The organism is Methyloversatilis sp. XJ19-49 (assembly GCF_024580145.1).
In the GTDB taxonomy this organism is placed as follows: domain Bacteria; phylum Pseudomonadota; class Gammaproteobacteria; order Burkholderiales; family Rhodocyclaceae; genus Methyloversatilis.
This window is the reverse complement of sequence record NZ_JANINI010000019.1, coordinates 1-22,661: the sequence shown is the minus strand read 5'-3', so window position 1 is coordinate 22,661 and position 22,661 is coordinate 1. Positions and strand designations below refer to the sequence as shown.

Here is a 22,661-nt window from a genome sequence, read left to right as displayed (position 1 = left end):
GCAACGAAGAGCGAAAGCAGCAGGGCGACCAGATGTCTCATATTTCCATTCTATCAAGCCCGACCTTTTCAACGATAGGTGCGTGCCCATTTTCGCGAGCCGAGCCGGCGGCTCACCGGGGTCACGGTCAGTACATTCAGACCTTCCGTGCGACCATCCCGATCAGTGCCGAATGCCCGCGATGTGCGAGGCCTTCGTCCAGCTCCGATTCATATTCCTGCAGGCACTCCAGCTCGAAGTCGCCGAAGGCGTCGCGCAGCAACGCGGCGGTGTAGAGGTTTTCGACCGCCGACGGGCCGCCGGTGCCGTAATCGAGCTGTTTGGGCGTGTAGCCCTGCAGCACGATGCAGCCGCCCGGCTTGAGCGTGCGCTTCATGTTTTCGAACAGTGCCCGACGCTCGTTGGGCGCGGCGAACTGTATGAAGATGCCGACGACCAGATCGAAGGCTTCGTCCGGATAGGTCCAGCGCAGTGCGTCGGCCAGCGCGAAATCGACGCTGACGCCGCGCGCTGCGGCGAGCGTCGCCGCCTTGTCGAGTGCGACCGGCGACAGTTCGGTCGCGGTCACGTCCAGCCCCCGTTCCGCCAGCCAGACCGCGTTGCGGCCTTCGCCGTCGGCGATGCTCAGCGCGCGCTGGCCGGGTACCAGCAGCGCGGACTGCGACTGCAGGAAGCGGTTCGGCGCGGTGCCGAACAGATAGGCCTGGCCCGCAGCGCGGTACTTGTCGGACCAGAAATCCTGTGCATCGTCATGGCTCATGAGGGCGGGTCGGTATCCATCAGTCCTGCAGGTGACCCATGCGATGGGCCTTGGTCGACAGATAGCGGTGATTCAGCGGATTGGCGCCGGCGTGCAGCGGAATCCGTTCGATCACTTCGACCTGCTGTGCTTCGAGCGCGCGCACCTTCAGTGGGTTGTTGGTCAGCAGGCGGGCCTGGCGGATGCCCAGGCTCTGCACGATGTGCGCCGCGAAACGATAGTCGCGCGCATCGTCGGCAAAGCCCAGCATGCGGTTGGCGTCCACGGTATCTACGCCGGTGTCCTGCAGCGCATAGGCGCGGATCTTGTTGATCAGGCCGATGCCGCGGCCCTCCTGGCGCAGGTAGACCAGCGCGCCGCGTCCTTCTGCGGCGATGGCGCGCAGCGAAGCTTCGAGCTGCGGGCCACAGTCGCAGCGCAGACTGAACAGCGTGTCGCCGGTCAGGCACTCCGAGTGCAGGCGCAGCAGCACCGGTGCGCCGTCGGAGAAGTCGCCCAGCGTCAGCGCAACATGTTCCAGCCCGGTGGCCGGGTCGGCATAGCCATGCAGCGCGAAGTCGGCGAAGCGGGTCGGCAGGCGGCACATGGCACCGGAAACGGCGGCCGGGCCGGCCGCTGCGGGCGCATCGGGTCCGCCGTGCCCGGTCGCGTCGCTCTGCGGCAACTGGCCGATGGCGCGGTATTTCTTTTCACTGGATTGCGAGGTCATCTGCTGCTTTGCTGGAAGTGGCCGGATCAACGCCGGGAGCGGACGGAAGTCGCCCGTTCGCAGGGCCATAAGTATGGCGCAAGTCGAGGGCGGTCAGGCAGACCGGCGTCAGGCTAGCGCATGCACGAGCACGGGCACCACAATCGATGTGACGACACCATTCAATCCCATTGCAAGTGCCGAGAATGCGCCTGCGGTTTCGCTGATCTGGAAGGCGCGCGCAGTACCGATGCCATGCGCGCTCATGCCGATCGCAAAGCCGCGGATCGCATCATCCTGCGTCGCGGTCGCCTTCAGCAGCGTCGGGCCGATGACCGCGCCGACGATGCCGGTCAGCATGATCAGCACCGCAGTCAGCGATGGCAGTCCGCCGATCTTTTCCGAAATGCCCATGCCGATCGGCGAGGTGACCGATTTCGGCGCCAGCGAACGCAGCACCTGATCGCTGGCGCCGAGTGCTTCGGCGATCAGCCACACCGACACGACCGACACCACCGATCCGGTGACCAGCGCCAGCATCGATGCGCCGAACAGCTTCTTCAGCCGTGGCCACTGCGCATACAGCGGCACCGCCAGCGCCACGGTGGCCGGGCCGAGCAGGAAGTGCACGAACTGCGCGCCCTCGAAATACACCGCATAAGGGGTGCCGGTGAAGGTCAGGATGGCCACGATGAGTGCCACCGCAATCGCGACCGGATTGGCCAGCGGATGCGAACCCAGTTTCACGTAGACCGCGTACGCCAGCTGGTAGGCGAGCAGGGTCAGCGTCAGCCCGAGCAATGGCGAGGTGGACAGATAGACCCACAGTTCGCGCAGTTCCGGGTTCATCGCTGGCGGGCGGCGGCGCGCATGACGAAGGCGGTGAACAGCAGCGTGACGGCCGTGCTGAGCAGGATGGCGACGGTGATCGGCAGCCAGGCGGTTGCCAGCAGACCCAGGTGCGTCATGACGCCGGCGCCGGCGGGCACGAACAGCAGCGACAGGTGCTGCAGCAGGCCGTTGGCGGTGTCGCGCAGCGCCGTGGGCACTTCTCCGCGGACCACCAGCGCGGCAAACAGCAGCAGCATGCCGAGCACCGGTCCGGGTACCGGCAGGCGCAGCCACTGCACGACGGTTTCACCGATCAGCTGGAACACGAGCAGTAGCGTGAGCGAGGCGAGCATGGGGGCAGGGAAGGGTGTGCGCCCCGATTCTATCGATGTGCGCGCCGCAAAGACGAAAAAGCCCTGCCAGCGAGCCCCGCCAGTGGCGGGGCGTCTCGTCGAACCGTCGCTGCTCAGCGGTAGCCGGCGCGGTCGAACACCTTCTGTGCCTGGGCGGTCGTCTTTGCCAGTTCGCCGACGTTCAGCGTGTCGGCCTTGAAGCTGCCGAGCGATTTGAGTTCGGCATTCGACACCGGCACCGACGGCACCACCGGCCATTCGTTGTTGCCATCGGCGAAGTAGGCCTGCGCTTCGTCCGACGCGAGATATTCGAGGAATTTCACCGCGGCATCCTTGTGCGGTGCGGTCTTGAGCATGCCGCCACCCGACACGTTGATGTGCGTGCCGAACGACGACTGGTTCGGCCACACCACGCCGACCTTCTCCATCAGCGCCTGGTCTTCGTGCTTGGTCGAGCGCAGCAGCCGCACCAAGTAATAGGTGTTGGACACCGCGACATCGCATTCGCCGGCCGCCACCGCCTTGATCTGGTCGGTGTCGCCGCCCTTTGGCGAGCGCGCGAAGTTGGCCACCACGCCGCGTGCCCATTCTTCCGTCTTCGCCTCGCCGATATGCTGGATCAGCGCGGCACCGAGCGAAATGTTGTACGGGTGCGCGCCTGAACGGGAACACACCTTGCCCTTGAGCGCAGGCTTGGCCAGGTCTTCGTAGTTGGCCACATCGGCCGCCTTCAGCTTGAGCTTGTTGTAGACGATGACGCGCGCGCGGGTGGAGAAGGCGAACCAGTTCGACTCCGGATCGCGCAGATGTGCCGGGATGCGGCTTTCGAGCACCGCCGACTTCACCGGTGCGAACAGGCCGAAGCCGTCGGCCTGGGCGAGTCGCGACGCATCGACCGTGATGAACACGTCGGCCGGGCTGTTCGCGCCTTCATTGCGGATGCGCTCCAGCAGTTCCTCTTCCTTGCCTTCGATGCGATTGATCTTGATGCCGGTCTGGCGTGTGAAGTTCGCGTACAGCGCCTCGTCGGTCTGGTAGTGGCGGGCCGAATAAAGGTTGAGCACCTTTTCCTGCGCGCCGGCGGGTGCAATCAGCAGGCTGACGCCCAGTGCAGCGGCCAGCCGGATCAAACGGGAAGTCATCGAAAGCTCCAGTGAGTGCGGTTCATGCCCATGCGGGAAGAGGCGGGGAATCCGTCCCGCCCGATGGCGGCGAAAACTTAACAGAAGTGATTCGCAATTGCAAAGGGTTCGCAATTGCACTATCTTGAATGAGAATTGTTCTCATAAAGGATGTGCGTATGGATGCCGTACTCGTGGGCGCCGACAGGCTCGGAAACATTCCGGACGTGCTGGCTGAATTCGGATTGAAGATCGGCCATCACATCACCGGGCGAGAGCCCAAACACCAGCGCTCGGCGCCGCGGCTGCCGTGCGGCACGGAACTGGTCATTCTGTTCACCGATTTTCTCGGTCACAACGTGATGAAGGCGTTCCGCGAAGCGGCGCGCGAGCAGGGGGTGCCTGTCGTGGCGTGCCGGCGGTCCGTGTGTGCGCTGAAGCAGGCGCTTGAAGGATGCGGGGCGGTACGCTGCGCGCAGTGCCCGAAGGCTCAGCGGAGTGCTGTCACGCGCTGATTGTCGACGTCGATGCGGCGGGCGCCGGTAAAGCGGCGCGCCCAGTAGCGGCCGGTCATGTCGTCGATGCGCACGCCGCCGCCACGCGAATTGGCATGCATGAACTTGTCGTCACCCATGTAGATGCCGACGTGGGAAAAAGTGCGGCTGAGCGTGTTGAAGAACACCAGATCGCCCGGCTGCAGTTCCTCGCGTCCGACGCGGGCGCCGACGCGGGCCATTTCAACGGCGGTGCGCGGCAGCAGCACGCCCAGTGCATCGGAAAACACATGGCGCACGAAACCGCTGCAGTCAAAACCGGTTTGCGGATCGTTGCCGCCGAAGCGATAGCGGATGCCGAGCAGGGCGAAGCCGCTGTCGAGCAGATCGGTGACCGCGCCCGCGGCGGCGGCGGCGTGTTCCGCCACCCGGTCGCCCGACAGGTCGTCCAGCGAAAAGCCTGTCGGCTCCTGTTCGACCGGTTCGGCGCGTGCGGCGAGGGGAAGTGCGGCAGCCAGAGCCAGCGAGGCACAAAGGCATATCCGGATGAGGGGTATTCGACGCATGGGTCGCGAATATACGCATGCACGTCCCCCCTGCCAAGTTTCACGGACTGTCGGCATCGGGTCCCGGACTGCCCGCGCCCGGATGCCGACAGACCCCGGTGCGGCGCAAAACCTCGCCGCCGCGCCGCCGGCTTCCCCTACAATCATGCGTTCGATCCCCTTGCAAGCCGGTTTCAGGGCCCATGAGTGACCGCACTACGAATGCTGACGTGATGCCACCGGTGAAGGTGCTTGTCGTCGATGACTCGCGCATGGTGCGTGCGTCCATCATCAAGCGCATCCGCGACCGCTTCGATTTTCGCGAAGAAGCCGATGGCGAAGCCGGCTGGCAGACGCTGCTGGTGGATGATTCGATCCAGGTCGTGCTGTCCGATCTGACGATGCCGAAGCTCGATGGCTACGGCCTGCTCGAACGGGTGCGCTCGTCGCGCGTGCAGCGAATCGCCGACATTCCGGTGATCATGATTTCCGGCGACGAAGACGACGCCGCCCGCGAGCGGGCGCGCGAACTGGGTGCGACCGACTTCATCACCAAGGGCATCGGCACGGTCGAGCTGATTGCGCGCATCGAATCGGCCAGCCGCCTCAACAGCACGCGACGCCAGCTCGCCGACAGCCGCGAAGCACTGGCCGCCGCGTCGCCGATCGACCCCGATTCCGGCATGGCGAGTCCGCAGTACATGGAAATCCACGGCGCCCAGCTGCTGTCCGCAGCGGTTCGCCAGCGCGGCGAGGTCAGCGTGCTGATCGTCGGCATCGACAATTTCGCCGACATCGTGCGCAGCTTCGGCCGCCACGTGACCGACCTCATCATGCGCAAGCTGGCCAAGGTGCTGGCGACCAAGGTGCGACGGGAAGACACCTTTTCGCAGATCGGCGAGGGCCAGTTCGCCATCATCACGCCGGACATCAGCCTCGCCAGCGCAGAACAGTTCGCCAATCGCATGCGCACCGTGATCGCCGCGACCGCCATGCAGTACCGCGGCCAGACGCTGCGCATCAGCCTGAACATCGGTGTGGCGAACAGCCTGTCCGACAATGCCGACTCGGTGTCGCAGATGCTCGGGCTGGCGGTGGCGCGTGCCGACATGGCACAGCGCGAGGGCGGCAACGCGGTGCGCAGCAGCGGCGGCGAGCCGCAGAAATTCGCCTGGACAGCCGGCATCGTGAGCATCGAGCGCGCGCTGCTGCTGATCAAGTCCGGGGCGTCCGACGAAATCGATGCCCAGCTTCCTGCGCTGATCTACCGGCTGCTGCCGCTGCTCGAATTGATTGGCGTCAAATACGATTGCGACATCCCGCTCGATTGCTTGCGCGGATATGCAAGCGAAGCTGATACTTCGATCGTTGATAAAAAATAATATCTGCAAGACGGCGCAGGTCAGAGGAGGAAGCATGTCAGCAAGCACGGATTTTCACGCGCGTTCCATTTCCCAGCGCGACACGTTCTGGGCCGAACAGGCCCGCCTGATCGACTGGCAGGAGGCCCCGCAGCAAACCTGCGACTTTTCCCGGCCACCTTTTGCAAAGTGGTTCGTCGGCGGCACCACCAATCTCTGTCACAACGCGGTCGACCGCCATGCCGCGACGCGGCCCGATGCGGCGGCGCTCATTTTCGTATCGACCGAAACCGGCATCGAAAAGACCTATTCGTTCGCCGAGCTGAAGCGCGAAGTCGAGCGCATGGCCGCGATGTTGATGTCGCTCGGCGTCGAGCGCGGCGACCGGGTTCTGATCTACATGCCGATGATTGCCGAAGCGGCCTTCGCCATGCTCGCCTGCGCGCGCATCGGCGCCATCCATTCGGTGGTGTTCGGCGGCTTTGCATCCGGTTCGCTGGCCACCCGCATCGACGATGCCAAGCCGAAGGTCATCGTGTCGGCCGAAGCCGGCATGCGCGGCGGCAAGGTCGTACCGTACAAGCACCTGCTCGACGAAGCCTGTTCGCTGGCCGAATTCCCGCCGGCTCGCGTGCTGATGGTGAACCGCGGGCTGGACAAGGAATGCCCGGTGGTGGTCGGGCGCGACGTCGATTACGCGACGCTGCGCACCCACCACATGAATGCAAGCGTGCCGTGCGTGTGGCTCGAATCGAGCGAGCCGTCGTACATTCTGTACACCTCCGGCACCACCGGCAAGCCCAAGGGCGTGCAGCGCGATACCGGTGGCTATGCGGTCGCGCTCGCGGCATCGATGCAGCACATCTACTGCGGCCACCCCGGCGAAACGATGTTCACGACGTCGGACATCGGCTGGGTGGTCGGTCATTCCTACATCATCTACGGCCCGCTGATCGCCGGCATGGCGACACTGATGTATGAAGGCACGCCGCTGCGTCCCGACCCGGGCATCTGGTGGAGCCTGGTCGAAAAGTACAAGGTGTCGGTCATGTTCTCGGCGCCGACCGCCGCCCGCGTGCTGAAGAAGCAGGATCCGTCCTACCTGAAGAAGCACGACATTTCATCGCTGCGCCACATCTTCCTGGCCGGCGAGCCGCTGGACGAGCCGACCCACGAGTGGCTGATGAGCGCGCTCGACAAGCCGGTCATCGACAACTACTGGCAGACCGAAACCGGCTGGCCCATCCTGTGCGAACTGCCGGGTGTCGAAAAGACGGCCATCCAGCTCGGTTCGCCCGGCCATCCGGTATACGGCTACGACCTGCGCATCTTCCGCGAGGACGGCACCGAGTGCGGGCCGAACGAGAAGGGCATCGTCGGCATCGTGCCGCCGCTGCCGCCGGGCTGCCTGTCGACCATCTGGGGCGATGACGATCGCTTCGTGCGCACCTACTTCTCGCTGTTCAAGTCGCCGCTGGTGTATTCGTCATTCGACTGGGGCATCCGCGATGATGCCGGCTATCACAAGATCCTCGGCCGCACCGACGATGTGATCAATGTCGCCGGTCACCGGCTCGGCACGCGCGAAATCGAGGAGGCGATCCAGGCGCACGCCGGCGTGGCCGAAGTGGCCGTGGTCGGTGTGGCGGACAACCTGAAGGGCCAGTTGCCGATGGCGTTCGCCGTGGTCAAGGATGCCAGCCGGGTCGCGACGCCGGAAGGTCGCGCCTCGATGGAAAAGGAAGTGATGCAGACGGTCGACAACCTGCTCGGCGCCATCGCACGGCCCGGTCGGGTGCTGTTCGTCAATGGCCTGCCCAAGACACGCTCCGGCAAGATGCTGCGCCGCTCGATCCAGGCCATCGCCGAAGGGCGCGATCCGGGTGACCTGACCACGCTGGACGACCCGACCACGCTTGACCAGATCCGCCAGTCGCTCGGCTGAGCCACTGACCGCTGACGCGCAGGCGTCAGCCCGGCATGCCGCTGATGCGGCTCATCAGCGCGGCGGCGTTATGCACGTCGTAGCGCTGCATCAGCTGGGCGCGGATCTTCTCCACGGTGCGCGGACTGATGCCCAGTTCGCGCGCGCATTCCTTCGACGTCAGACCGCGTGTCATCGCCGACAGCACTTCGCGCTGGCGCAGGCTCAGCGTGTCCACGGTGCCGCTGACGCGCAGCGGTTCGAACAGCCAGCTGGCCCGCCGGTACGGGTCGCTGCGGTCGAGCGCGTTGCCCAGCACGCGGAACCAGCGCAGCCCGCCGTCGCGCAGCCGCATCAGCCGCTCGTCCTCATAGGTCCCCGATTCGAACAGCGCCTGCCAGCCGCGCTCGCCGACCCGCTCGAACTCGCTCGTCGTCGGGTACAGCACGGCCATGCTCTGGCCGATCAGCGCTGTGCGCGCATAGCCGAAACTGGCGGCGAAGCGGTCGTTGCACCACTCGATGCGGCGCTGCGAGGTCAGCACCATACCCAGCGGACAGAGGTCGGCCGCCTGGTCGGCGGCGGTGGAATCGGGCATCAAGGAAGACATATCTGGCTCGGCAGGGCGTAGTTCTGCGACTGGCGGAGGTGTTCGGGCGCGCCTAATGTATACCCGATCCGCCGGCCGCCCAATGGGGCCGGTTTTCGCCACCGAATTTCGCCACAGAAGGCCGCCGAGCGCGGTCGCGGGAGAGAGTCCATGATCGATCTGACCGGTTTCGCCCACACGCCCTTTGCCCGGCGCCCTGACGCAGATGTCGAAACCCTGATGGCGGAAGTCGCCGCCGAGGCGATTGCCGATGCCGGTCTCGAACCGGCCGACATCGACGCCGTGGTGGTCGGCCACTTCGGCGTCGGCATGGTGAAGCAGGGCTTCGTGGCCGGTCTGTCGGCCAATCTGCTGCCCGGCCTGCGCATGACGCCTGCAGTGCGGGTCGAGAACGCCTGCGCCAGCGGCAGCGCCGCGGTGCATCAGGGCGCGCTCGCCATCCGCGCCGGCACGGCCCGGCGCGTGCTGGTGATCGGTGTCGAGGTGATGTCGCAGCTGTCCACCCGCGACGTCGGCAACGCGCTGCTGCGCGCGTCCTACTTCAAGGACGAAGCCGAAACGCCGGCCGGCTTCGCCGGCATGTTCGGCGTGATCGCCGACCGCTATGCCGAACGCTTCGGCGATCCGCGCGACGCGATGGCGCGCATCGCATCGAAGAACCACGACAACGCGGCGCACAACCCGCTGGCGCAGTACCGCAATCCGCTCAGCGTCGAATTCTGCGCGACCGAATCGGAAAAGAATCCGCGCGTCGTCGGCCGCCTGCTGCGCACCGACTGTTCGCCGATTTCCGATGGCGCAGCGGCCATCGTGCTGTGCGACAGCGACGCGCACGACGGCAGCCGGCCCTTCGTGCGCCTGCGCGCCACGGCGCAGGCCAACGACATCATGCCGACGTCGCAGCGCGACATGAGCGAGCTGGCCGGTGCGCGCGTCGCCTGGCAACGCCTGCTCGATTCGGCAAAGCTCACGCTCGATGACCTCGACAGCGTGGAAGTGCATGACTGCTTCACCATCGCCGAACTGATGATGTACGAAGCCATCGGCCTGACGCCGCCCGGCGGCGGCCACCGCGCGCTGGAAGAGGGCTGGGTGCATGCCGGCGGCAAGCTGCCGGTCAATCTGTCCGGCGGCCTGAAAACCAAGGGTCACCCGATCGGCGCCACCGGCGTATCGATGCATGTCATCAGCGCGTGGATGCTGCTCGGCCGCTTCCGCGCCGACGTCTTGCCGGACGCGCGCTTCGCCGGCATCCTCAACATGGGGGGTGCCAGCGTGGCCAACTACGGTTCCATTCTCGAACGCGTGCAGTAAGCGGTCCGTTCGGGCAGCCCATAAGATCAAGATCAACGGAGAGAGCACCCATGAACATCGCCCTGTGGCTTCAGCGTACCGCGCAGCAATACCCCGATCGTCCCGCCATTGCCCTCGGTCGCGAGGTGCTGTGGAACTACCGCGGATTCGCCGAGAGCGCGGCACGCTTCGCGACGTGGCTGCGCGCGCAGGGTCTCGCGCCGGGCGACCGGGTGGCGCTGTTCATGTACAACACGCCCGACTACCTGCCGCTGATGTGGGGCGCCTGGTGGGCCGGCGTGGCCGTGGTGCCGATCAATGCCAAGCTGCATGCCAAGGAAGCCGCCTTCATCTGCAACCACAGCGGTTCGAAGATCGTGTTCTGCGGCGCCGACGCGCGCGACGAGCTCGAAGCCGTGCTGCGCGACGGCGGCAATGCGGTGCCGGTGCTGTCTTCGTTCGGATTCCTGCGCGATGCGTCCATCGCACCGTCGGCCATCGAGCCGCGCGGCGACACCGATCCGGTGTGGCTGTTCTATACCAGCGGCACGACCGGCCGGCCCAAGGGTGTGAACCTGTCGCTGCGCCAGTTGCGCTGGACCTGCATGGGCTATCTGTCCAGCGTGCAGGCGCTGGCACCGGGCGACGTGGCGCTGCATCCGGCGCCGATGTCGCATGGCGGCGGCCTGTTCCACCTGCCCTACGTCATGCAGGCCGGCATCAATGTGGTGCCCGAATCGGGCGGTTTCGACGCCCAGGAATGCTTCGATCTCGCCGCCCACTGGACGGAAGCGTCCTTCTTCGCCGCGCCGACCATGGTGCGCCGCCTGATCGACGTGGTGAAGAAGACCGGTCAGCGTCCGACCGGCCTGGCCACCATCTGCTACGGCGGCGGCCCGATGTATCTGGCCGATCTCGAAGAGGCACTGGAACTGATCGGCCCGCACTTCGCGCAGATCTACGGTCAGGGCGAGTGCCCGATGATGATCACCGTGATGCCGCGTGCACTCATCAACGACCCGACGCAGCCGCGCTACCGCGAGCGCCTGGCGTCGGTCGGCTTCGCGCAGTCCATGGTCGAAGTGGCGGTGGTCGATGCGCAGGGCAAGGACGTGCCGACCGGCGAAACCGGCGAAATCCGCGTGCGCGGCGAGGCGGTCATGAATGGCTACTGGGACAACCCGGACGCGACCGCCGCATCCATCGTCGACGGCTGGCTGTACACCGGCGACGTCGGCCGGCTCGACGAAGACGGCTTCCTGACGCTGCTCGACCGCAGCAAGGACCTGATCATCAGCGGCGGCAGCAACATCTATCCGCGCGAAGTCGAAGAAGCGCTGCTGACTCACGAATCGGTCGCCGAAGTGGCGGTGATCGGTCGTCCCGATCCGGAATGGGGTGAAGTGGTGATTGCCTTCGTCGTCACCCGCCAGCCGATGACCTCGGCTGAGCTGGATGCGCACTGCCTGACCGAGATCGCGCGCTTCAAGCGGCCCAAGCACTATCGCTTCGTCGATGAACTGCCGAAGAACAACTACGGCAAGGTGCTGAAGACGGCGCTGCGCGAGATGGATGCACAGTCGTAAGGCCCTCTGAAGTCCTGACGCGCCGCCCGCGAGGCGGCGTGCGTCAGCGCATCGACCGGTAGTGGTCGAGCACCTTCGGCACGTAACGCAGGGTTTCCGCGAACGGCGGCACCTTGCGGCCGTGCCGTTCGACGGCGCCTTCGCCGGCGTTGTAGGCGGCCAGTGCCAGTTCGAGCTGGTTGTCGAAGCGCGCCATCAGGTCGCGCAGGTAAAGCGCGCCGCCGAGCAGGTTCTGGTCCGGATCGAAGCGGTCGGTCACGCCGTAGCGGCGCGCCGTGTCCGGCATCAGCTGCATCAACCCGGCCGCACCCTTGGGCGACACGGCCTTCGGGTTGTAGGCGGATTCGACCGCAATCACCGCATTGAGCAGCCCGGCTTCGACGCCGGTACGGTCCGCCACGCGCGCAATGCGCTGTTGGTGCGCTGCAGCGGCCGCAGAGCGACCGACCGTTCGGACGACGCTTGCCGGGGCGCCCGCCGGACGCGATTCCAGCAGCAGTTCATAGCCCTCGCCGACGGGCGTGTCGGTGAGATGCAGTGTGCCCTCACCATCTTCGAGCGCGTAAATGTCCGCCTGTGCCGGCGCGGCACTCAGCAGCCAGCACAGCGAGAGGATCAGTTTGGTGGCTCGATTCATCTGAAGGAAACACACGCCCGGTAAAGTGTCGAGTATTGCAATCTTGCTGCCGCAAGGTTTCGCTCATGTTGCACTGCCCGCAAACGCTTGCTGCCGTATGGTCGGCACCGCTAGACTAAGTCAATGATGACACGTAACGAATCCCCGGACAGAACCCTGGCAGGTCCCACTCCCGACCTCACCCGAGGCCGCGTCATACAACGCGGCTTCACGTTGCTCGAGCTGCTGGTCGTCATGGTCATCATCGGTCTGCTGGCCGGTTATGTCGGTCCGCGCTATTTCAGTCAGATCGGCAAATCCGAAGTCAAGGCGGCGCGCGCCCAGATGGATGCGCTGGAAAAGTCGCTTGACCAGTACAGACTGGATAACGGCCGTTATCCGACGACGGAAGAGGGCCTGAAGGCGCTGGTCGAACGCCCGGCCACGGCGCCCAAGTGGGGTGGCCCCTATCTGAAGAAGGCAGTGCCGCCGGATCCGTGGGACCGTCCCTACATCTATCGCGCGCCGGGCGAACACGGCGAATACGATCTCAGCTCGCTGGGCAAGGACGGTCAACCGGGCGGCAGCGACGAAGCCGCCGACATCACGAACTGGTGACATGCTTTTCCGCATCCGGGCCCTCGACGTCACCAACCGCATCACGCAGCTTCAGATCGAGGCGTCGGACGAAATCTCCGCCCGCGCCCAGGTTCAGGCCGACGGCCTGACCGTTCTGTCGGCTGCGCGTGCGCGCACGCTCAACTTCACGCGCCAGCGCTTCCCGGTGCTGCTGTTCTGTCAGGAACTGCTGGCACTGCTGCGCGCCGGCCTGTCGCTGGTCGAAGGGCTGGAGGTGATGGCCGACAAGGAAGGCCGCACGCTGTCGCGCACCGTGCTCACCGCGTTGATCGATGCGCTGCGTCAGGGCAAGACGCTGTCGATGGCGATGGCGGCGCAGACCTCGGTATTCCCCGACCTGCTGGTGGCGATGATCCGCGCTTCGGAACGCACCAGCGACCTCGACCAGGCACTCGAACGTTACGTCGCCTACAGCGAACAGCTCGAAAGCGTGCGCGGCAAGCTGGTCGCTGCGGCAACCTATCCGGTCATCCTGCTGGTGGTCGGGCTGCTGGTCGTCATGTTCCTGCTGGCCTTCGTCGTGCCGCAGTTTTCCAAGGTGTATGAAGATATTTCGACCGAACTGCCGCTGGCGTCGCAGTGGCTGCTCGCCTGGGGCCACTTCGTCAAGGCGCATTCCGGCGCGCTCGGCATTGCGGTGATCGCCGTCGTCGTCGGGCTCGGCTGGACGCTGCGCCAGCCGGCGTTCCGGCAGGGCTTCATGGCACAGCTCGAGCGCCTGCCCGGCATCGGCGACCGCATGCGGATATTCCGGCTGGCGCGCTTCTTCCGCACGGTCGGCATGCTGCTGCGCGGCGGCATTCCGGTTGTGCAGTCGCTCGAACTGGTGCGCGAACTGCTGCCGCTGCCGATGCAGCAAAGTCTGTCGCGCGCCCTGCTGTCGATCCGCGAAGGCCGCTCGGCGTCCGACGCCTTCACCGAAGTCGGCCTGAGCACCGCCGTGGCGTCGCGCATGCTGCGTGTCGGCGAGCGGGCGGGCAATCTGGGCGACATGATGGAACGCATCGCCGCCTTTCATGACGAGGAAATGACGCGCTGGCTCGACCGCGCCACCCGCCTGTTCGGTCCGCTGCTGATGCTGGGCATCGGGCTGGCCATCGGCGGCGTCGTGGTGCTGATGTACATGCCCATCTTCCAGCTCGCGGAAAGCCTGCAATGAACGCACCCCTGCCAGCCGGCGCGCCGCAGGGGGTGCCTGCCGACCTGATCGCCCGTGCCCGGCTGCGCGCCGGACGCGGCTCGATCATGCAGGCGCTGATCGACCTGTCGGGCGACACGCCCGATGCGATGTGCGCCCGCGTCGCCGCCCAGCTCGGCCTGCCGGCGATGAACAGCGCCGCGCTCAATGCGCTCACGCCTTCGCTCGAACGCATCCGCTTTTCCGAGGCGCTGGCGCGTGCCGTGCTGGTGGCCGTCGATGAGGCCGGCCACCTGATCGCGGTGGTGGCCGACCCCTACGACGGCGCGTTGCAGGATTGGCTGGCCGCGACGCTGCCGGCCAGTTTCGAACTGCGCGTGGCCACGCGCGACGACATCACCGCCGCGCTGGCGCGCTACGAAGACAGCCAGCGCGCCTCCACCGGTCTGCTCGACGACAGCGACCGCGTCAGCGCCAGTTCGGCTGAAGTGCTGTCGCTGGCGCGCATCGCCGACGACGCCAGCCCGGTCGTGCGGGTGGTCAATTCCACGCTGTACGACGCGTTGAAACAGGCGGCGTCCGACATCCACCTCGAATCGGTGCCGGCCGGCATGCAGGTCAAGTACCGCATTGACGGCGTGATGGTGCGAATCGGCCAGATCGCCGGCGCCGACACCGCCGAGCAGGTGGTGTCGCGCATCAAGGTGCTGGCCGAACTCGACATCGCCGAGCGGCGCGTGCCGCAGGACGGTCGCTTCAAGGTGGCCTACGCCGGTCGCGACATCGACCTGCGCGTGTCCATCATGCCCAGCGTTCATGGCGAAGACGCGGTGCTGCGCGTGCTCGACAAGGACCACCTGACGCAGGAACTGCAGGCGCTGTCGCTGGAAAGCCTGGGCTTCGACGACATCGCGCGCGCCGCCATGCGCAAGCTGGCAGCCGAACCCTACGGCATGCTGCTGGTGACCGGCCCGACCGGTTCCGGCAAGACCACCTCGCTGTACGCGACCATCGGCGAAATCAACCACGGTCTCGACAAGATCATCACCATCGAAGACCCGGTCGAGTACCAGCTGCCCGGCGTGCTGCAGATCCCGGTCAACGAAAAGAAGGGCCTCACCTTCGCGCGCGGCCTGCGCTCGGTGCTGCGACATGACCCGGACAAGATCATGGTGGGCGAAATCCGCGACGGCGAAACCGCCGAGATCGCGGTGCAGGCCGCGCTGACCGGTCACCTCGTGCTCACCACGGTGCACGCCAACAATGTGTTCGACGTGATCGGCCGATTCCTGCACATGGGCGTCGATCCGTACAACCTGGTGTCGGCGCTGAACGGCATCGTCGCGCAGCGCCTCCTGCGCCTGAACTGCCGGCACTGTTCGGTCGCTCAGCAGCCGGATGCCGCGCTGCTGGCCGAATCCGGCCTGGCCGACGCCGTCGGCTACGACTTTCGTACCGGTACCGGCTGCGGACATTGCCGCGGCACCGGCTACAAGGGCCGGCGCGCCATTGCGGAGTTGCTGGTGCTCGACGACGAACTGCGCGAACTGATCGTGACGCGCGCGCCGATGCGGCAATTGAAGGAAGCCGCGCGGGCGCGCGGCACGCGCACGCTGCGCGAAGCGGGTCTGGTGCTGGTGGCCAGTGGTGAAACCAGTCTGACGGAATTGAACCGTGTCACTTTTGTCGTCTAGGACACTGCTGCTTGAGGTCGGTCCGCACGGCCTGTCGCTGGCTCGCGCGGGCGAACGCCTGCACGCCGACCTGCAGCCGCTGGCGCACGACACGCTGGCCGCCGCGCTGGCCCGCATTCCGGCCGCTGCCACGCCGCGTCGTGCGGCGGTCGAGGTGTCGATCGACAACGCATGGACGCGCTGGCAGGTGATCGACTTGCCGCCCGGCGTGGCTGGGCGCGACGAGGTGCAGGCGCTGGTACGCGCCCGCATGATGGAAGTGTTCGGCACCGCCGCGCAGGGCTGGACCTTCGCCTGGGACGCCCAGCCCGCCGAGCGCGTGCTCGCCTGCGGCATGGACACGGCGCTGGTGCAGGCCCTCGTGGCCTGGGCCGCAGCGACCGGTGTGCGGCTGGCCAGCATGCAGCCGGCCTGGCTGCGCGCCTATGCGGCCTTCGGCGGCAGCGCCGCACTGGGCGGTTTCGCGCAGCTTCAGCATGGCTGGCTGTGCATGGGCCTGTGGTCAGGCGGACGCTGGCTGCACATGCGCGGCGAGGCGCTCGATGATCCGGCCGCGCTGCCGGCGCTGCTCGAACGACGCCTGAGCCTGTTCGACGGTGCACTCGATGGCGGCCAGCTGTTCGTCCAGGGCGCGCCGTCGATGAATCTGCCGCGCGGCTGGCGCTGCGTCACCGGCGGGGTGGTCGCATGAAGCTGCCATCGATGGGCCGGCCGGGTGCGCGGCCAGCGACACCCGAACTCGATTTCGTGGCGCGTCGCCACGCGCCGGGCTGGCTCGGCTGGCTGCTGCTGGCCGTCGGGGCGAGTGCCGCGTTCGCGTCGTTCGACCGCTGGCAGACCACCGAAGACGAAGTCGCCGCGTTGCGCGACGACAACCGGCGTGCGGCACGCAAGGCCGAACAGGCGCGCGTGATGGCGCGCCGCGAACAGGATGATCCGGCGCTGCGCGCGCGCATCGACGTGGCGCGCAAGCTGTCGCTGCAGCGCGGCCGCGAATGGCAGCCGCTGTTCGCCGAACTGGAAGCGCGCGGCAAGGAGGATGTGGCGCTGCTGTCGGTCGAGCCCGACGCGGCACGCGGCGTGCTGCGCGTGACCGGCGAGGCGCGCGACCTCAATGCGCTGTTCGCCTATGCCGAGTCCTTTGCCGATGCACAGGCGGTCGGTGCGCCGCGCATCGAGGTGTTCGAACTGAAAGAGCGCAACGGCCTGCAGGTGGTCGCGTTTTCGCTGCGTCTGCAGTGGAGGGGCGCATGAACATGCTGCGCGCCCGTCTGATGTATGCCGCATCGCGTGCCGGCTGGGCCGGCGCGCTCGGCGTGGCGCTGCTCGCTTTTGCGCTGGCCATCCAGTTTGGTGCCACGGCGCCGCTGGAAGCCGAACTGGGCGTGCTCGAAGGCGAACGCAGCGCGCTGGCCGAGCGCCTGTCGCTGGGCCGCACGGTCGAATCGCCGCGCGAACAGCTGGACCGTTTCGACGCCTCGCTGGTGCCGCGCGCGCGCATGCCGTCCATCCTCGAAGCGCTGTCGCAGGCGGCAGGGCGCAACAAGCTCGTGCTGGCGCGCGTCGAAAGCCGCGAATCGCAGCCGGTCGGCGCCGGCTATGCGCGTCAGGAATATCTCTTTCCGCTGCGCGGCAGCTATCCCGCGTTGCGCACCTGGCTGGCCGAAATCCAGCAGGTGTCGCCGGCCGTACTGGTGGAAGAAGTCGTGCTGCGCCGCGAAGACATCGCGCGCGGCACTGTCGATGCCAGCGTGCGCGTGTCCATCCTGATGAAGGACGCGCCATGAATCGCGGCCTGATCGCAGCACTGGCGGCCACGCTCGCCGCGGTGTGGTACGTCGCCGGTCTGGACGACGCAACCGATGCCGGGCCGGCAACGGCAGACAGTCGTCGCCCGTCGAGTGCTGCGCGCGCCGTGGCGGCGGCGGGCGAGGCACCGGGTGTGCTGATCGCCGACGCACCGGTACGCGCCGCCGCTGAAGTCGGTCGCGACCTGTTCGCCACGCACAGCTTCCTGCCGCCGGCGCCGACCGCGACGGAACAGGCGGCGATAGCCGCCCGCAAGGGGCCTCCACCGGCGCCGGTCGCGCCGCCGCTGCCGTTCCGCTACCAGGGCAAGCTGATGGAGGAGGGCGGCATCACCGTGTTCCTCGCCCAGGGCGATCGCATCCTGCCGGCGCGCACCGGCGACCTGCTGAACAACCAGTACCGTGTTGAATCGGTGACGGCTGCGGCCATCACCTTCATGTTCGAACCGCTCAAGCAGCGGCAGACCCTGACCATCGGAAGCGCCCCATGACTGCATTCCATCCGGCCCGCCTGCGCGCGCTCATTTTTGCATTCCTTGCCGTCACCCTGGTTGGGTGCGCCACCAATCAGGCGTTCGAAGACGGCAAGAAGGCGCTGATCAGCGGCGAACAGGAACGCGCGCTCAGCCTGTTCGAACAGGCCACCAAGGAAGTGCCGGACAACCCCGAATTCCGCGCCACCTTCTTCCGCCAGCGCGAAGTCGCCGTGTCCAAATTGCTGGCGCAGGCGGAAAACGCCCGTCTGGCCGGCCGGCGCGACGAAGCCACTGCGGCACTCGACAAGGCGCAGACGCTCGACCCGCGCAACCAGCGCGCCCAGTTCATCCGCGACCAGATGACGCGCGGCGTGCGGCACGACGCCATGGTGCGCGAAGCGCGCACGCTGCTCGAACGCAAGGACATGGGCGGCGCCGAGGCACGCCTGCGCAACGTGCTCGAACAGGACAACACGCACACCGCCGCGCGCGAAATGCTGCGCGAAGTCGAACAGGCTCGTCCGAAGCAGACCGCGCCGGCCGAACTGGGCGGTCTGTTCCAGAAGCCGGTCACGCTCGAATTCCGCGACACCTCGCTGCGCAATGTGTTCGAGGCGATCGCGCGCTCGACCGGCATCAACTTCGTGTTCGACAAGGACGTGCGGCCCGACCTGAAGGTGACGCTGTTCGTGCGCAACACCACCGTGGCCGAGGTGATGCGGCTCATCCTGATCACCAACCAGCTCGAACGCAGCGTGCTGTCGGACAACACCGTGCTGATCTACCCGAACACCGCCGCCAAGCAGCGCGAGTACAAGGAAATGGTCACGCGCACCTTCTTCCTCGTCAATGCCGAAGCCAAGCAGGTGCAGAACCTGATCAAGACGGTGGTGAAGACCAAGGACATCTATATTGACGAGCGCATCAACCTCATCGTGATGAAGGACACCGCCGATGCGGTGCGCCTGGCCGAACAGCTGGTGGAATCGGTCGATGTGGCCGAACCCGAAGTGATGCTGGAAGTCGAGGTGCTCGAAGTCAGCAGCAACAAGCTGAAGGAACTGGGGCTGGATTTCCCTGACCAGATCGGCTTCGGCGCGCTGCGTTCGCAGCAGCAGGTGATCCAGCAGTCGACCGCGGCCGGCGTGACCAGCAACGTCGTGCAGCTGCCCGGCCAGGAAATCGCACCCGGCGTCGTGCCGCTGAGCGACATCAGCGACCTCACCGGCTACATTTCCAATCCGGGTCTGATCCTGAACCTGCGCAAGCAGGACGGCTCGGCCAACCTGCTGGCCAATCCGCGCATCCGCGTGAAGAACAAGGAAAAGGCCAAGGTGCACATCGGCGAAAAGCTGCCGGTGTTCACCACCACCTCGACCGCCAACGTCGGCGTGTCGGCGTCGGTCACCTATCTCGACGTCGGTCTGAAGCTCGACGTCGAACCGCTGATCCACCTCGAAGACGACGTCGACATCAAGATGACGCTCGAAGTGTCGAGCGTGGTGCGCGAAGTGCAGGGCCCGCAGAGCTCGCTCGCCTACCAGATCGGCACCCGGTCGACCGCGACCTCGCTGCGCCTGAAGGACGGCGAAACCCAGATTCTCGCCGGCCTGATTTCCGATGAAGAGCGGTCCAGCGCGTCGCGCCTGCCGGGTCTGGGCGATCTGCCCATCATCGGCAAGCTGTTCTCGAGCGAGCGCAACAGCACCAACAAGACCGAAATCGTGTTGCTGATCACCCCGCGCATCGTGCGCAACCTGAACCGCCCGGCGCACATCATGCCGGCGCTGGCCGCCGGCACCGAAGCCGCAGTCGGTGCGCCGTCGCTGTCGGTGCGCAAGACCGGCAAGGACCAGGGCATGCGGCTGTCGAGTTCGGGTGGCGGTGGCGCCGCAGCTGTGGCCGCGCCGATCGCGCGTCCGCTGGTGCCGGAGCCGCCGGAACCGGGTCCGGGCGACGAACCTGGGGAGGCCACACAGGTCGAGCTGCGCATGCAATCGACCGGTGAAGCGGCCATCGGCGGAGAAGCCGGCGTGACAGTGCTGTTGAAGGTACCGGTCGGCGCCCAGCCGGCGACGGTAGAGCTGGTGTATGACCCGAACGTACTGACGGCGCAGGGCACTGTCACCGCGCCGGGCCGGACAACGGTCAGCATTGTCGGCGGAGAGGGTCAGGACGCGCGCAGCGAGGTGCGCTTCCGGGTCAGCCCGACGGCACCGATCGGCAGCACCAGCGTGCAGGTCGGCAGCGTCACTCTGCTCGGAGCCGACGGCAACCCGCTGCCCGTGTCGCCGCCGTCACCAGCGGAGATCGCGATCAAGCCGTGATGGTCGCAGCAGGGATTGCCGCGCCCTCTGTTGGATCGGCAGCCCTGTTGGATCGTCGCTCCCACAGTCCCTGCGCTCGAGGCCTCGCCGTGGTCTCTGGAGGGGCGCGGCCCTTGTGGGAGCGGCCACTCTGCCGCGATGCACACGCTGCACCGCGATGGTCACAGCACGATCGCCGTCTCTGTGGGAGCGGCGGCCTCGCCGCGATGCGCACGCTGCACTGTGATGGTCATGGCACTGATCGCGACGGGGCCGTCGCTCCCACAATCCCTGCGCTTGAGGCCTCGCCGTGGTCTCTGGAGGGGCGCGGCCCTTGTGGGAGCGGCCACTCTGCCGCGATGCACACGCTGCACCGCGATGGTCACAGCACGATCGCCGTCTCTGTGGGAGCGGCGGCCTCGCCGCGATGCGCACGCTGCACTGTGATGGTCATGGCACTGATCGCGACGGGGCCGTCGCTCCCACAGTCCCTGCGCTCGAAGCCTCGCCGTGGTCTCTGGAGGGGCGCGGCCGTTGTGGGAGCGGCCACTCTGCCGCGATGCACACGCTGCACCGCGATGGTCACAGCACGATCGCCGTCTCTGTGGGAGCGGCGGCCTCGCCGCGATGCGCACGCTGCACTCTGATGGTCATGGCACTGATCGCGACGGGGCCGTCGCTCCCACAATCCCTGCGCTTGAGGCCTCGCCGTGGTCTCTGAAGGGCGCGGCCCTTGTGTGAGCGGCCACTCTGCCGCGATGCACACGCTGCACCGCGATGGTCACAGCACGATCGCCGTCTCTGTGGGAGCGGCGGCCTCGCCGCGATGCGCACGCTGCACTGTGATGGTCATGGCACTGATCGCGACGGGGCCGTCGCTCCCACAATCCCTGCGCTTGAGGCCTCGCCGTGGTCTCTGAAGGGGCGCGGCCCTTGTGGGAGCGGCCACTCTGCCGCGATGCACACGCTGCACCGCGATGGTCACAGCACGATCGCCGTCTCTGTGGGAGCGGTGGCCTCGCCGCGATGCGCACGCTGCACTGTGATGGTCATGGCACTGATCGCGACGGGGCCGTCGCTCCCACAATCCCTGCGCTTGAGGCCTCGCCGTGGTCTCTGAAGGGGCGCGGCCCTTGTGGGAGCGGCCACTCTGCCGCGATGCACACGCTGCACCGCGATGGTCACAGCACGATCGCCGTCTCTGTGGGAGCGGCGATCCACGGTTGGCCCTGCATGGCCAACCGGCTCCGCGGGCGGCGAGCAGTGCTCGCCGAAATCCCCGCTCCGCCCTCGCCGCGATAGGCGTTTCGCACAGCGCTGGTCATGGTACCGATCGCGACGGGGCCGTCGCTCCCACAATCCCTGCGCTTGAGGCCTCGCCGTGGTCTCTGAAGGGGCGCGGCCCTTGTGGGAGCGGCCACTCTGCCGCGATGCACACGCTGCACCGCGATGGTCACAGCACGATCGCCGTCTCTGTGGGAGCGGCGATCCACGGTTGGCCCTGCATGGCCAACCGGCTCCGCGGGCGGCGAGCAGTGCTCGCCGAAATCCCCGCTCCGCCCTCGCCGCGATAGGCGTTTCGCACAGCGCTGGTCATGGTACCGATCGCGACGGGGCCGTCGCTCCCACAATCCCTGCGCTTGAGGCCTCGCCGTGGTCTCTGAAGGGGCGCGGCCCTTGTGGGAGCGGCCACTCTGCCGCGATGCACACGCTGCACCGCGATGGTCACAGCACGATCGCCGTCTCTGTGGGAGCGGCGATCCACGGTTGGCCCTGCATGGCCAACCGGCTCCGCGGGCGGCGAGCAGTGCTCGCCGAAATCCCCGCTCCGCCCTCGCCGCGATAGGCGTTTCGCACAGCGCTGGTCATGGTACCGATCGCGACGGGGCCGTCGCTCCCACAATCCCTGCGCTTGAGGCCTCGCCGTGGTCTCTGAAGGGGCGCGGCCCTTGTGGGAGCGGCCACTCTGCCGCGATTCACACGCTGCACCGCGATGGTCACAGCACGATCGCCGTCTTTGTGGGAGCGGCGGCCTCGCCGCGATGCGCACGTTGCACCGTGATGGTCACGGCACTGATCGCGATGGGGCCGTCGCTCCCACAATCCCTGCGCTTGAGGCCTCGCCGTGGTCTCTGAAGGGGCGCGGCCCTTGTGTGAGCGGCCACTCTGCCGCGATGCACACGCTGCACCGCGATGGTCACAGCACGATCGCCGTCTCTGTGGGAGCGGCGATCCACGGTTGGCCCTGCATGGCCAACCGGCTCCGCGGGCGGCGAGCAGTGCTCGCCGAAATCCCCGCTCCGCCCTAATACCGTTCAGTTAAGGTCTTTTTTCAGAACGCGGACGGTGTAGCGCTTTGGCCGGGCTTTGACAACACGGGGGCATTGACGCCCCCGTCGTTTTTCGACGATGGCGAAC

At 66.9% G+C, this 22,661-nt stretch carries 21 protein-coding genes; 13 read left to right on the top strand and 8 right to left on the bottom strand.

The genetic code is table 11. The annotated features are described in order from the left end of the window. Positions 1–136: 136 nt before the first annotated feature. The 5 genes from NMQ16_RS17990 to NMQ16_RS17970 all read right to left on the bottom strand — a co-directional run bounded on the left by NMQ16_RS17990 (position 137) and on the right by NMQ16_RS17970 (position 3,774). On the bottom strand, positions 137–760 hold the full coding sequence (locus NMQ16_RS17990) for a cyclopropane-fatty-acyl-phospholipid synthase family protein (RefSeq protein WP_257082349.1): 624 nt from the start codon (positions 758–760) through the stop codon (positions 137–139). Positions 761–779: 19 nt separating this feature from the next. Continuing rightward, positions 780–1,346: a GTP cyclohydrolase II gene (gene ribA / locus NMQ16_RS17985; protein WP_373566812.1), complete on the bottom strand. Its 567-nt coding sequence runs from the start codon at positions 1,344–1,346 to the stop codon at positions 780–782. Between the two features lie 231 nt (positions 1,347–1,577). Further along, on the bottom strand, positions 1,578–2,297 hold the full coding sequence (locus NMQ16_RS17980; protein WP_257082347.1) for an LrgB family protein: 720 nt from the start codon (positions 2,295–2,297) through the stop codon (positions 1,578–1,580). Further along, positions 2,294–2,632 (bottom strand): CidA/LrgA family protein, encoded by a 339-nt coding sequence (locus NMQ16_RS17975; RefSeq protein ID WP_257082346.1) that lies wholly within the window; start codon positions 2,630–2,632, stop codon positions 2,294–2,296. The genes NMQ16_RS17980 and NMQ16_RS17975 overlap by 4 nt, the downstream gene beginning before the upstream one ends. A 113-nt stretch (positions 2,633–2,745) precedes the next feature. Beyond that, the gene (locus tag NMQ16_RS17970; protein WP_257082345.1) at positions 2,746–3,774 is read right to left on the bottom strand and encodes a Fe(3+) ABC transporter substrate-binding protein; all 1,029 of its coding nucleotides are present in this window, start codon (positions 3,772–3,774) and stop codon (positions 2,746–2,748) included. A 128-nt stretch (positions 3,775–3,902) separates the two neighbouring features. On the opposite strand from NMQ16_RS17970, the gene NMQ16_RS17965 reads away from it, so the two are divergent. Then, on the top strand, positions 3,903–4,268 hold the full coding sequence (locus NMQ16_RS17965; protein ID WP_306441913.1) for a DUF2325 domain-containing protein: 366 nt from the start codon (positions 3,903–3,905) through the stop codon (positions 4,266–4,268). On the opposite strand, the gene NMQ16_RS17960 is transcribed toward NMQ16_RS17965, so the two are convergent. Continuing rightward, positions 4,244–4,813: a C40 family peptidase gene (locus NMQ16_RS17960; protein WP_257082342.1), complete on the bottom strand. Its 570-nt coding sequence runs from the start codon at positions 4,811–4,813 to the stop codon at positions 4,244–4,246. The two genes, NMQ16_RS17965 and NMQ16_RS17960, sit on opposite strands and share 25 nt — an antisense overlap. Before the next feature lie 182 nt (positions 4,814–4,995). On the opposite strand from NMQ16_RS17960, the gene NMQ16_RS17955 reads away from it, so the two are divergent. After that, a complete protein-coding gene (locus NMQ16_RS17955; RefSeq protein WP_257082341.1) occupies positions 4,996–6,174 on the top strand; it encodes a diguanylate cyclase domain-containing protein in 1,179 nt (392 codons plus the stop codon). Between the two features lie 34 nt (positions 6,175–6,208). Continuing rightward, on the top strand, positions 6,209–8,098 hold the full coding sequence (locus NMQ16_RS17950; protein WP_257082340.1) for a propionate--CoA ligase: 1,890 nt from the start codon (positions 6,209–6,211) through the stop codon (positions 8,096–8,098). Between the two features lie 25 nt (positions 8,099–8,123). On the opposite strand, the gene NMQ16_RS17945 is transcribed toward NMQ16_RS17950, so the two are convergent. Continuing rightward, positions 8,124–8,687 (bottom strand): LuxR C-terminal-related transcriptional regulator, encoded by a 564-nt coding sequence (locus NMQ16_RS17945; RefSeq protein WP_257082338.1) that lies wholly within the window; start codon positions 8,685–8,687, stop codon positions 8,124–8,126. Between the two features lie 150 nt (positions 8,688–8,837). On the opposite strand from NMQ16_RS17945, the gene NMQ16_RS17940 reads away from it, so the two are divergent. Together NMQ16_RS17940 and NMQ16_RS17935 are read left to right on the top strand one after the other, a co-directional pair. Then, positions 8,838–10,001, top strand: coding sequence for a thiolase domain-containing protein (locus NMQ16_RS17940; RefSeq protein ID WP_257082337.1), 1,164 nt, complete (start codon positions 8,838–8,840; stop codon positions 9,999–10,001). 50 nt (positions 10,002–10,051) lie between these two features. After that, complete coding sequence (locus NMQ16_RS17935; protein ID WP_257082336.1) at positions 10,052–11,566, top strand: AMP-binding protein; 1,515 nt, start codon at positions 10,052–10,054, stop codon at positions 11,564–11,566. A gap of 43 nt (positions 11,567–11,609) precedes the next feature. Here the strand turns inward: NMQ16_RS17935 and NMQ16_RS17930 are convergent, their stop codons facing one another. Then, on the bottom strand, positions 11,610–12,203 hold the full coding sequence (locus NMQ16_RS17930) for a lytic transglycosylase domain-containing protein (protein ID WP_257082335.1): 594 nt from the start codon (positions 12,201–12,203) through the stop codon (positions 11,610–11,612). A gap of 195 nt (positions 12,204–12,398) precedes the next feature. Here NMQ16_RS17930 and gspG point away from each other — a divergent pair, with 195 nt between their 5' ends. From gspG to NMQ16_RS17890, 8 genes are read left to right on the top strand one after another with little or no spacing between them, the layout of a single operon-like run. Further along, on the top strand, positions 12,399–12,800 hold the full coding sequence (gene gspG / locus NMQ16_RS17925) for a type II secretion system major pseudopilin GspG (protein WP_190295080.1): 402 nt from the start codon (positions 12,399–12,401) through the stop codon (positions 12,798–12,800). Between the two features lies 1 nt (position 12,801). After that, positions 12,802–13,980 carry a type II secretion system F family protein gene (locus NMQ16_RS17920; RefSeq protein ID WP_257082334.1) on the top strand — a complete coding sequence of 393 codons (1,179 nt, stop codon included), beginning with the start codon at positions 12,802–12,804 and terminating at the stop codon, positions 13,978–13,980. Then, on the top strand, positions 13,977–15,653 hold the full coding sequence (locus tag NMQ16_RS17915; protein ID WP_257082332.1) for a GspE/PulE family protein: 1,677 nt from the start codon (positions 13,977–13,979) through the stop codon (positions 15,651–15,653). The genes NMQ16_RS17920 and NMQ16_RS17915 overlap by 4 nt, the downstream gene beginning before the upstream one ends. Then, positions 15,634–16,344, top strand: coding sequence for a hypothetical protein (locus NMQ16_RS17910; protein WP_257082331.1), 711 nt, complete (start codon positions 15,634–15,636; stop codon positions 16,342–16,344). Before NMQ16_RS17915 ends, NMQ16_RS17910 begins: the two co-directional genes overlap by 20 nt. Then, positions 16,341–16,907, top strand: coding sequence for a hypothetical protein (locus NMQ16_RS17905; RefSeq protein WP_257082329.1), 567 nt, complete (start codon positions 16,341–16,343; stop codon positions 16,905–16,907). The genes NMQ16_RS17910 and NMQ16_RS17905 overlap by 4 nt, the downstream gene beginning before the upstream one ends. Further along, the gene (locus tag NMQ16_RS17900) at positions 16,904–17,440 is read left to right on the top strand and encodes a GspMb/PilO family protein (RefSeq protein WP_257082328.1); all 537 of its coding nucleotides are present in this window, start codon (positions 16,904–16,906) and stop codon (positions 17,438–17,440) included. The genes NMQ16_RS17905 and NMQ16_RS17900 overlap by 4 nt, the downstream gene beginning before the upstream one ends. Next, positions 17,437–17,952 (top strand): hypothetical protein, encoded by a 516-nt coding sequence (locus tag NMQ16_RS17895; protein ID WP_257082327.1) that lies wholly within the window; start codon positions 17,437–17,439, stop codon positions 17,950–17,952. The genes NMQ16_RS17900 and NMQ16_RS17895 overlap by 4 nt, the downstream gene beginning before the upstream one ends. Next, the gene (locus tag NMQ16_RS17890; protein WP_257082325.1) at positions 17,949–20,264 is read left to right on the top strand and encodes a secretin N-terminal domain-containing protein; all 2,316 of its coding nucleotides are present in this window, start codon (positions 17,949–17,951) and stop codon (positions 20,262–20,264) included. The genes NMQ16_RS17895 and NMQ16_RS17890 overlap by 4 nt, the downstream gene beginning before the upstream one ends. The last annotated feature ends 2,397 nt before the right edge of the window (positions 20,265–22,661 follow it).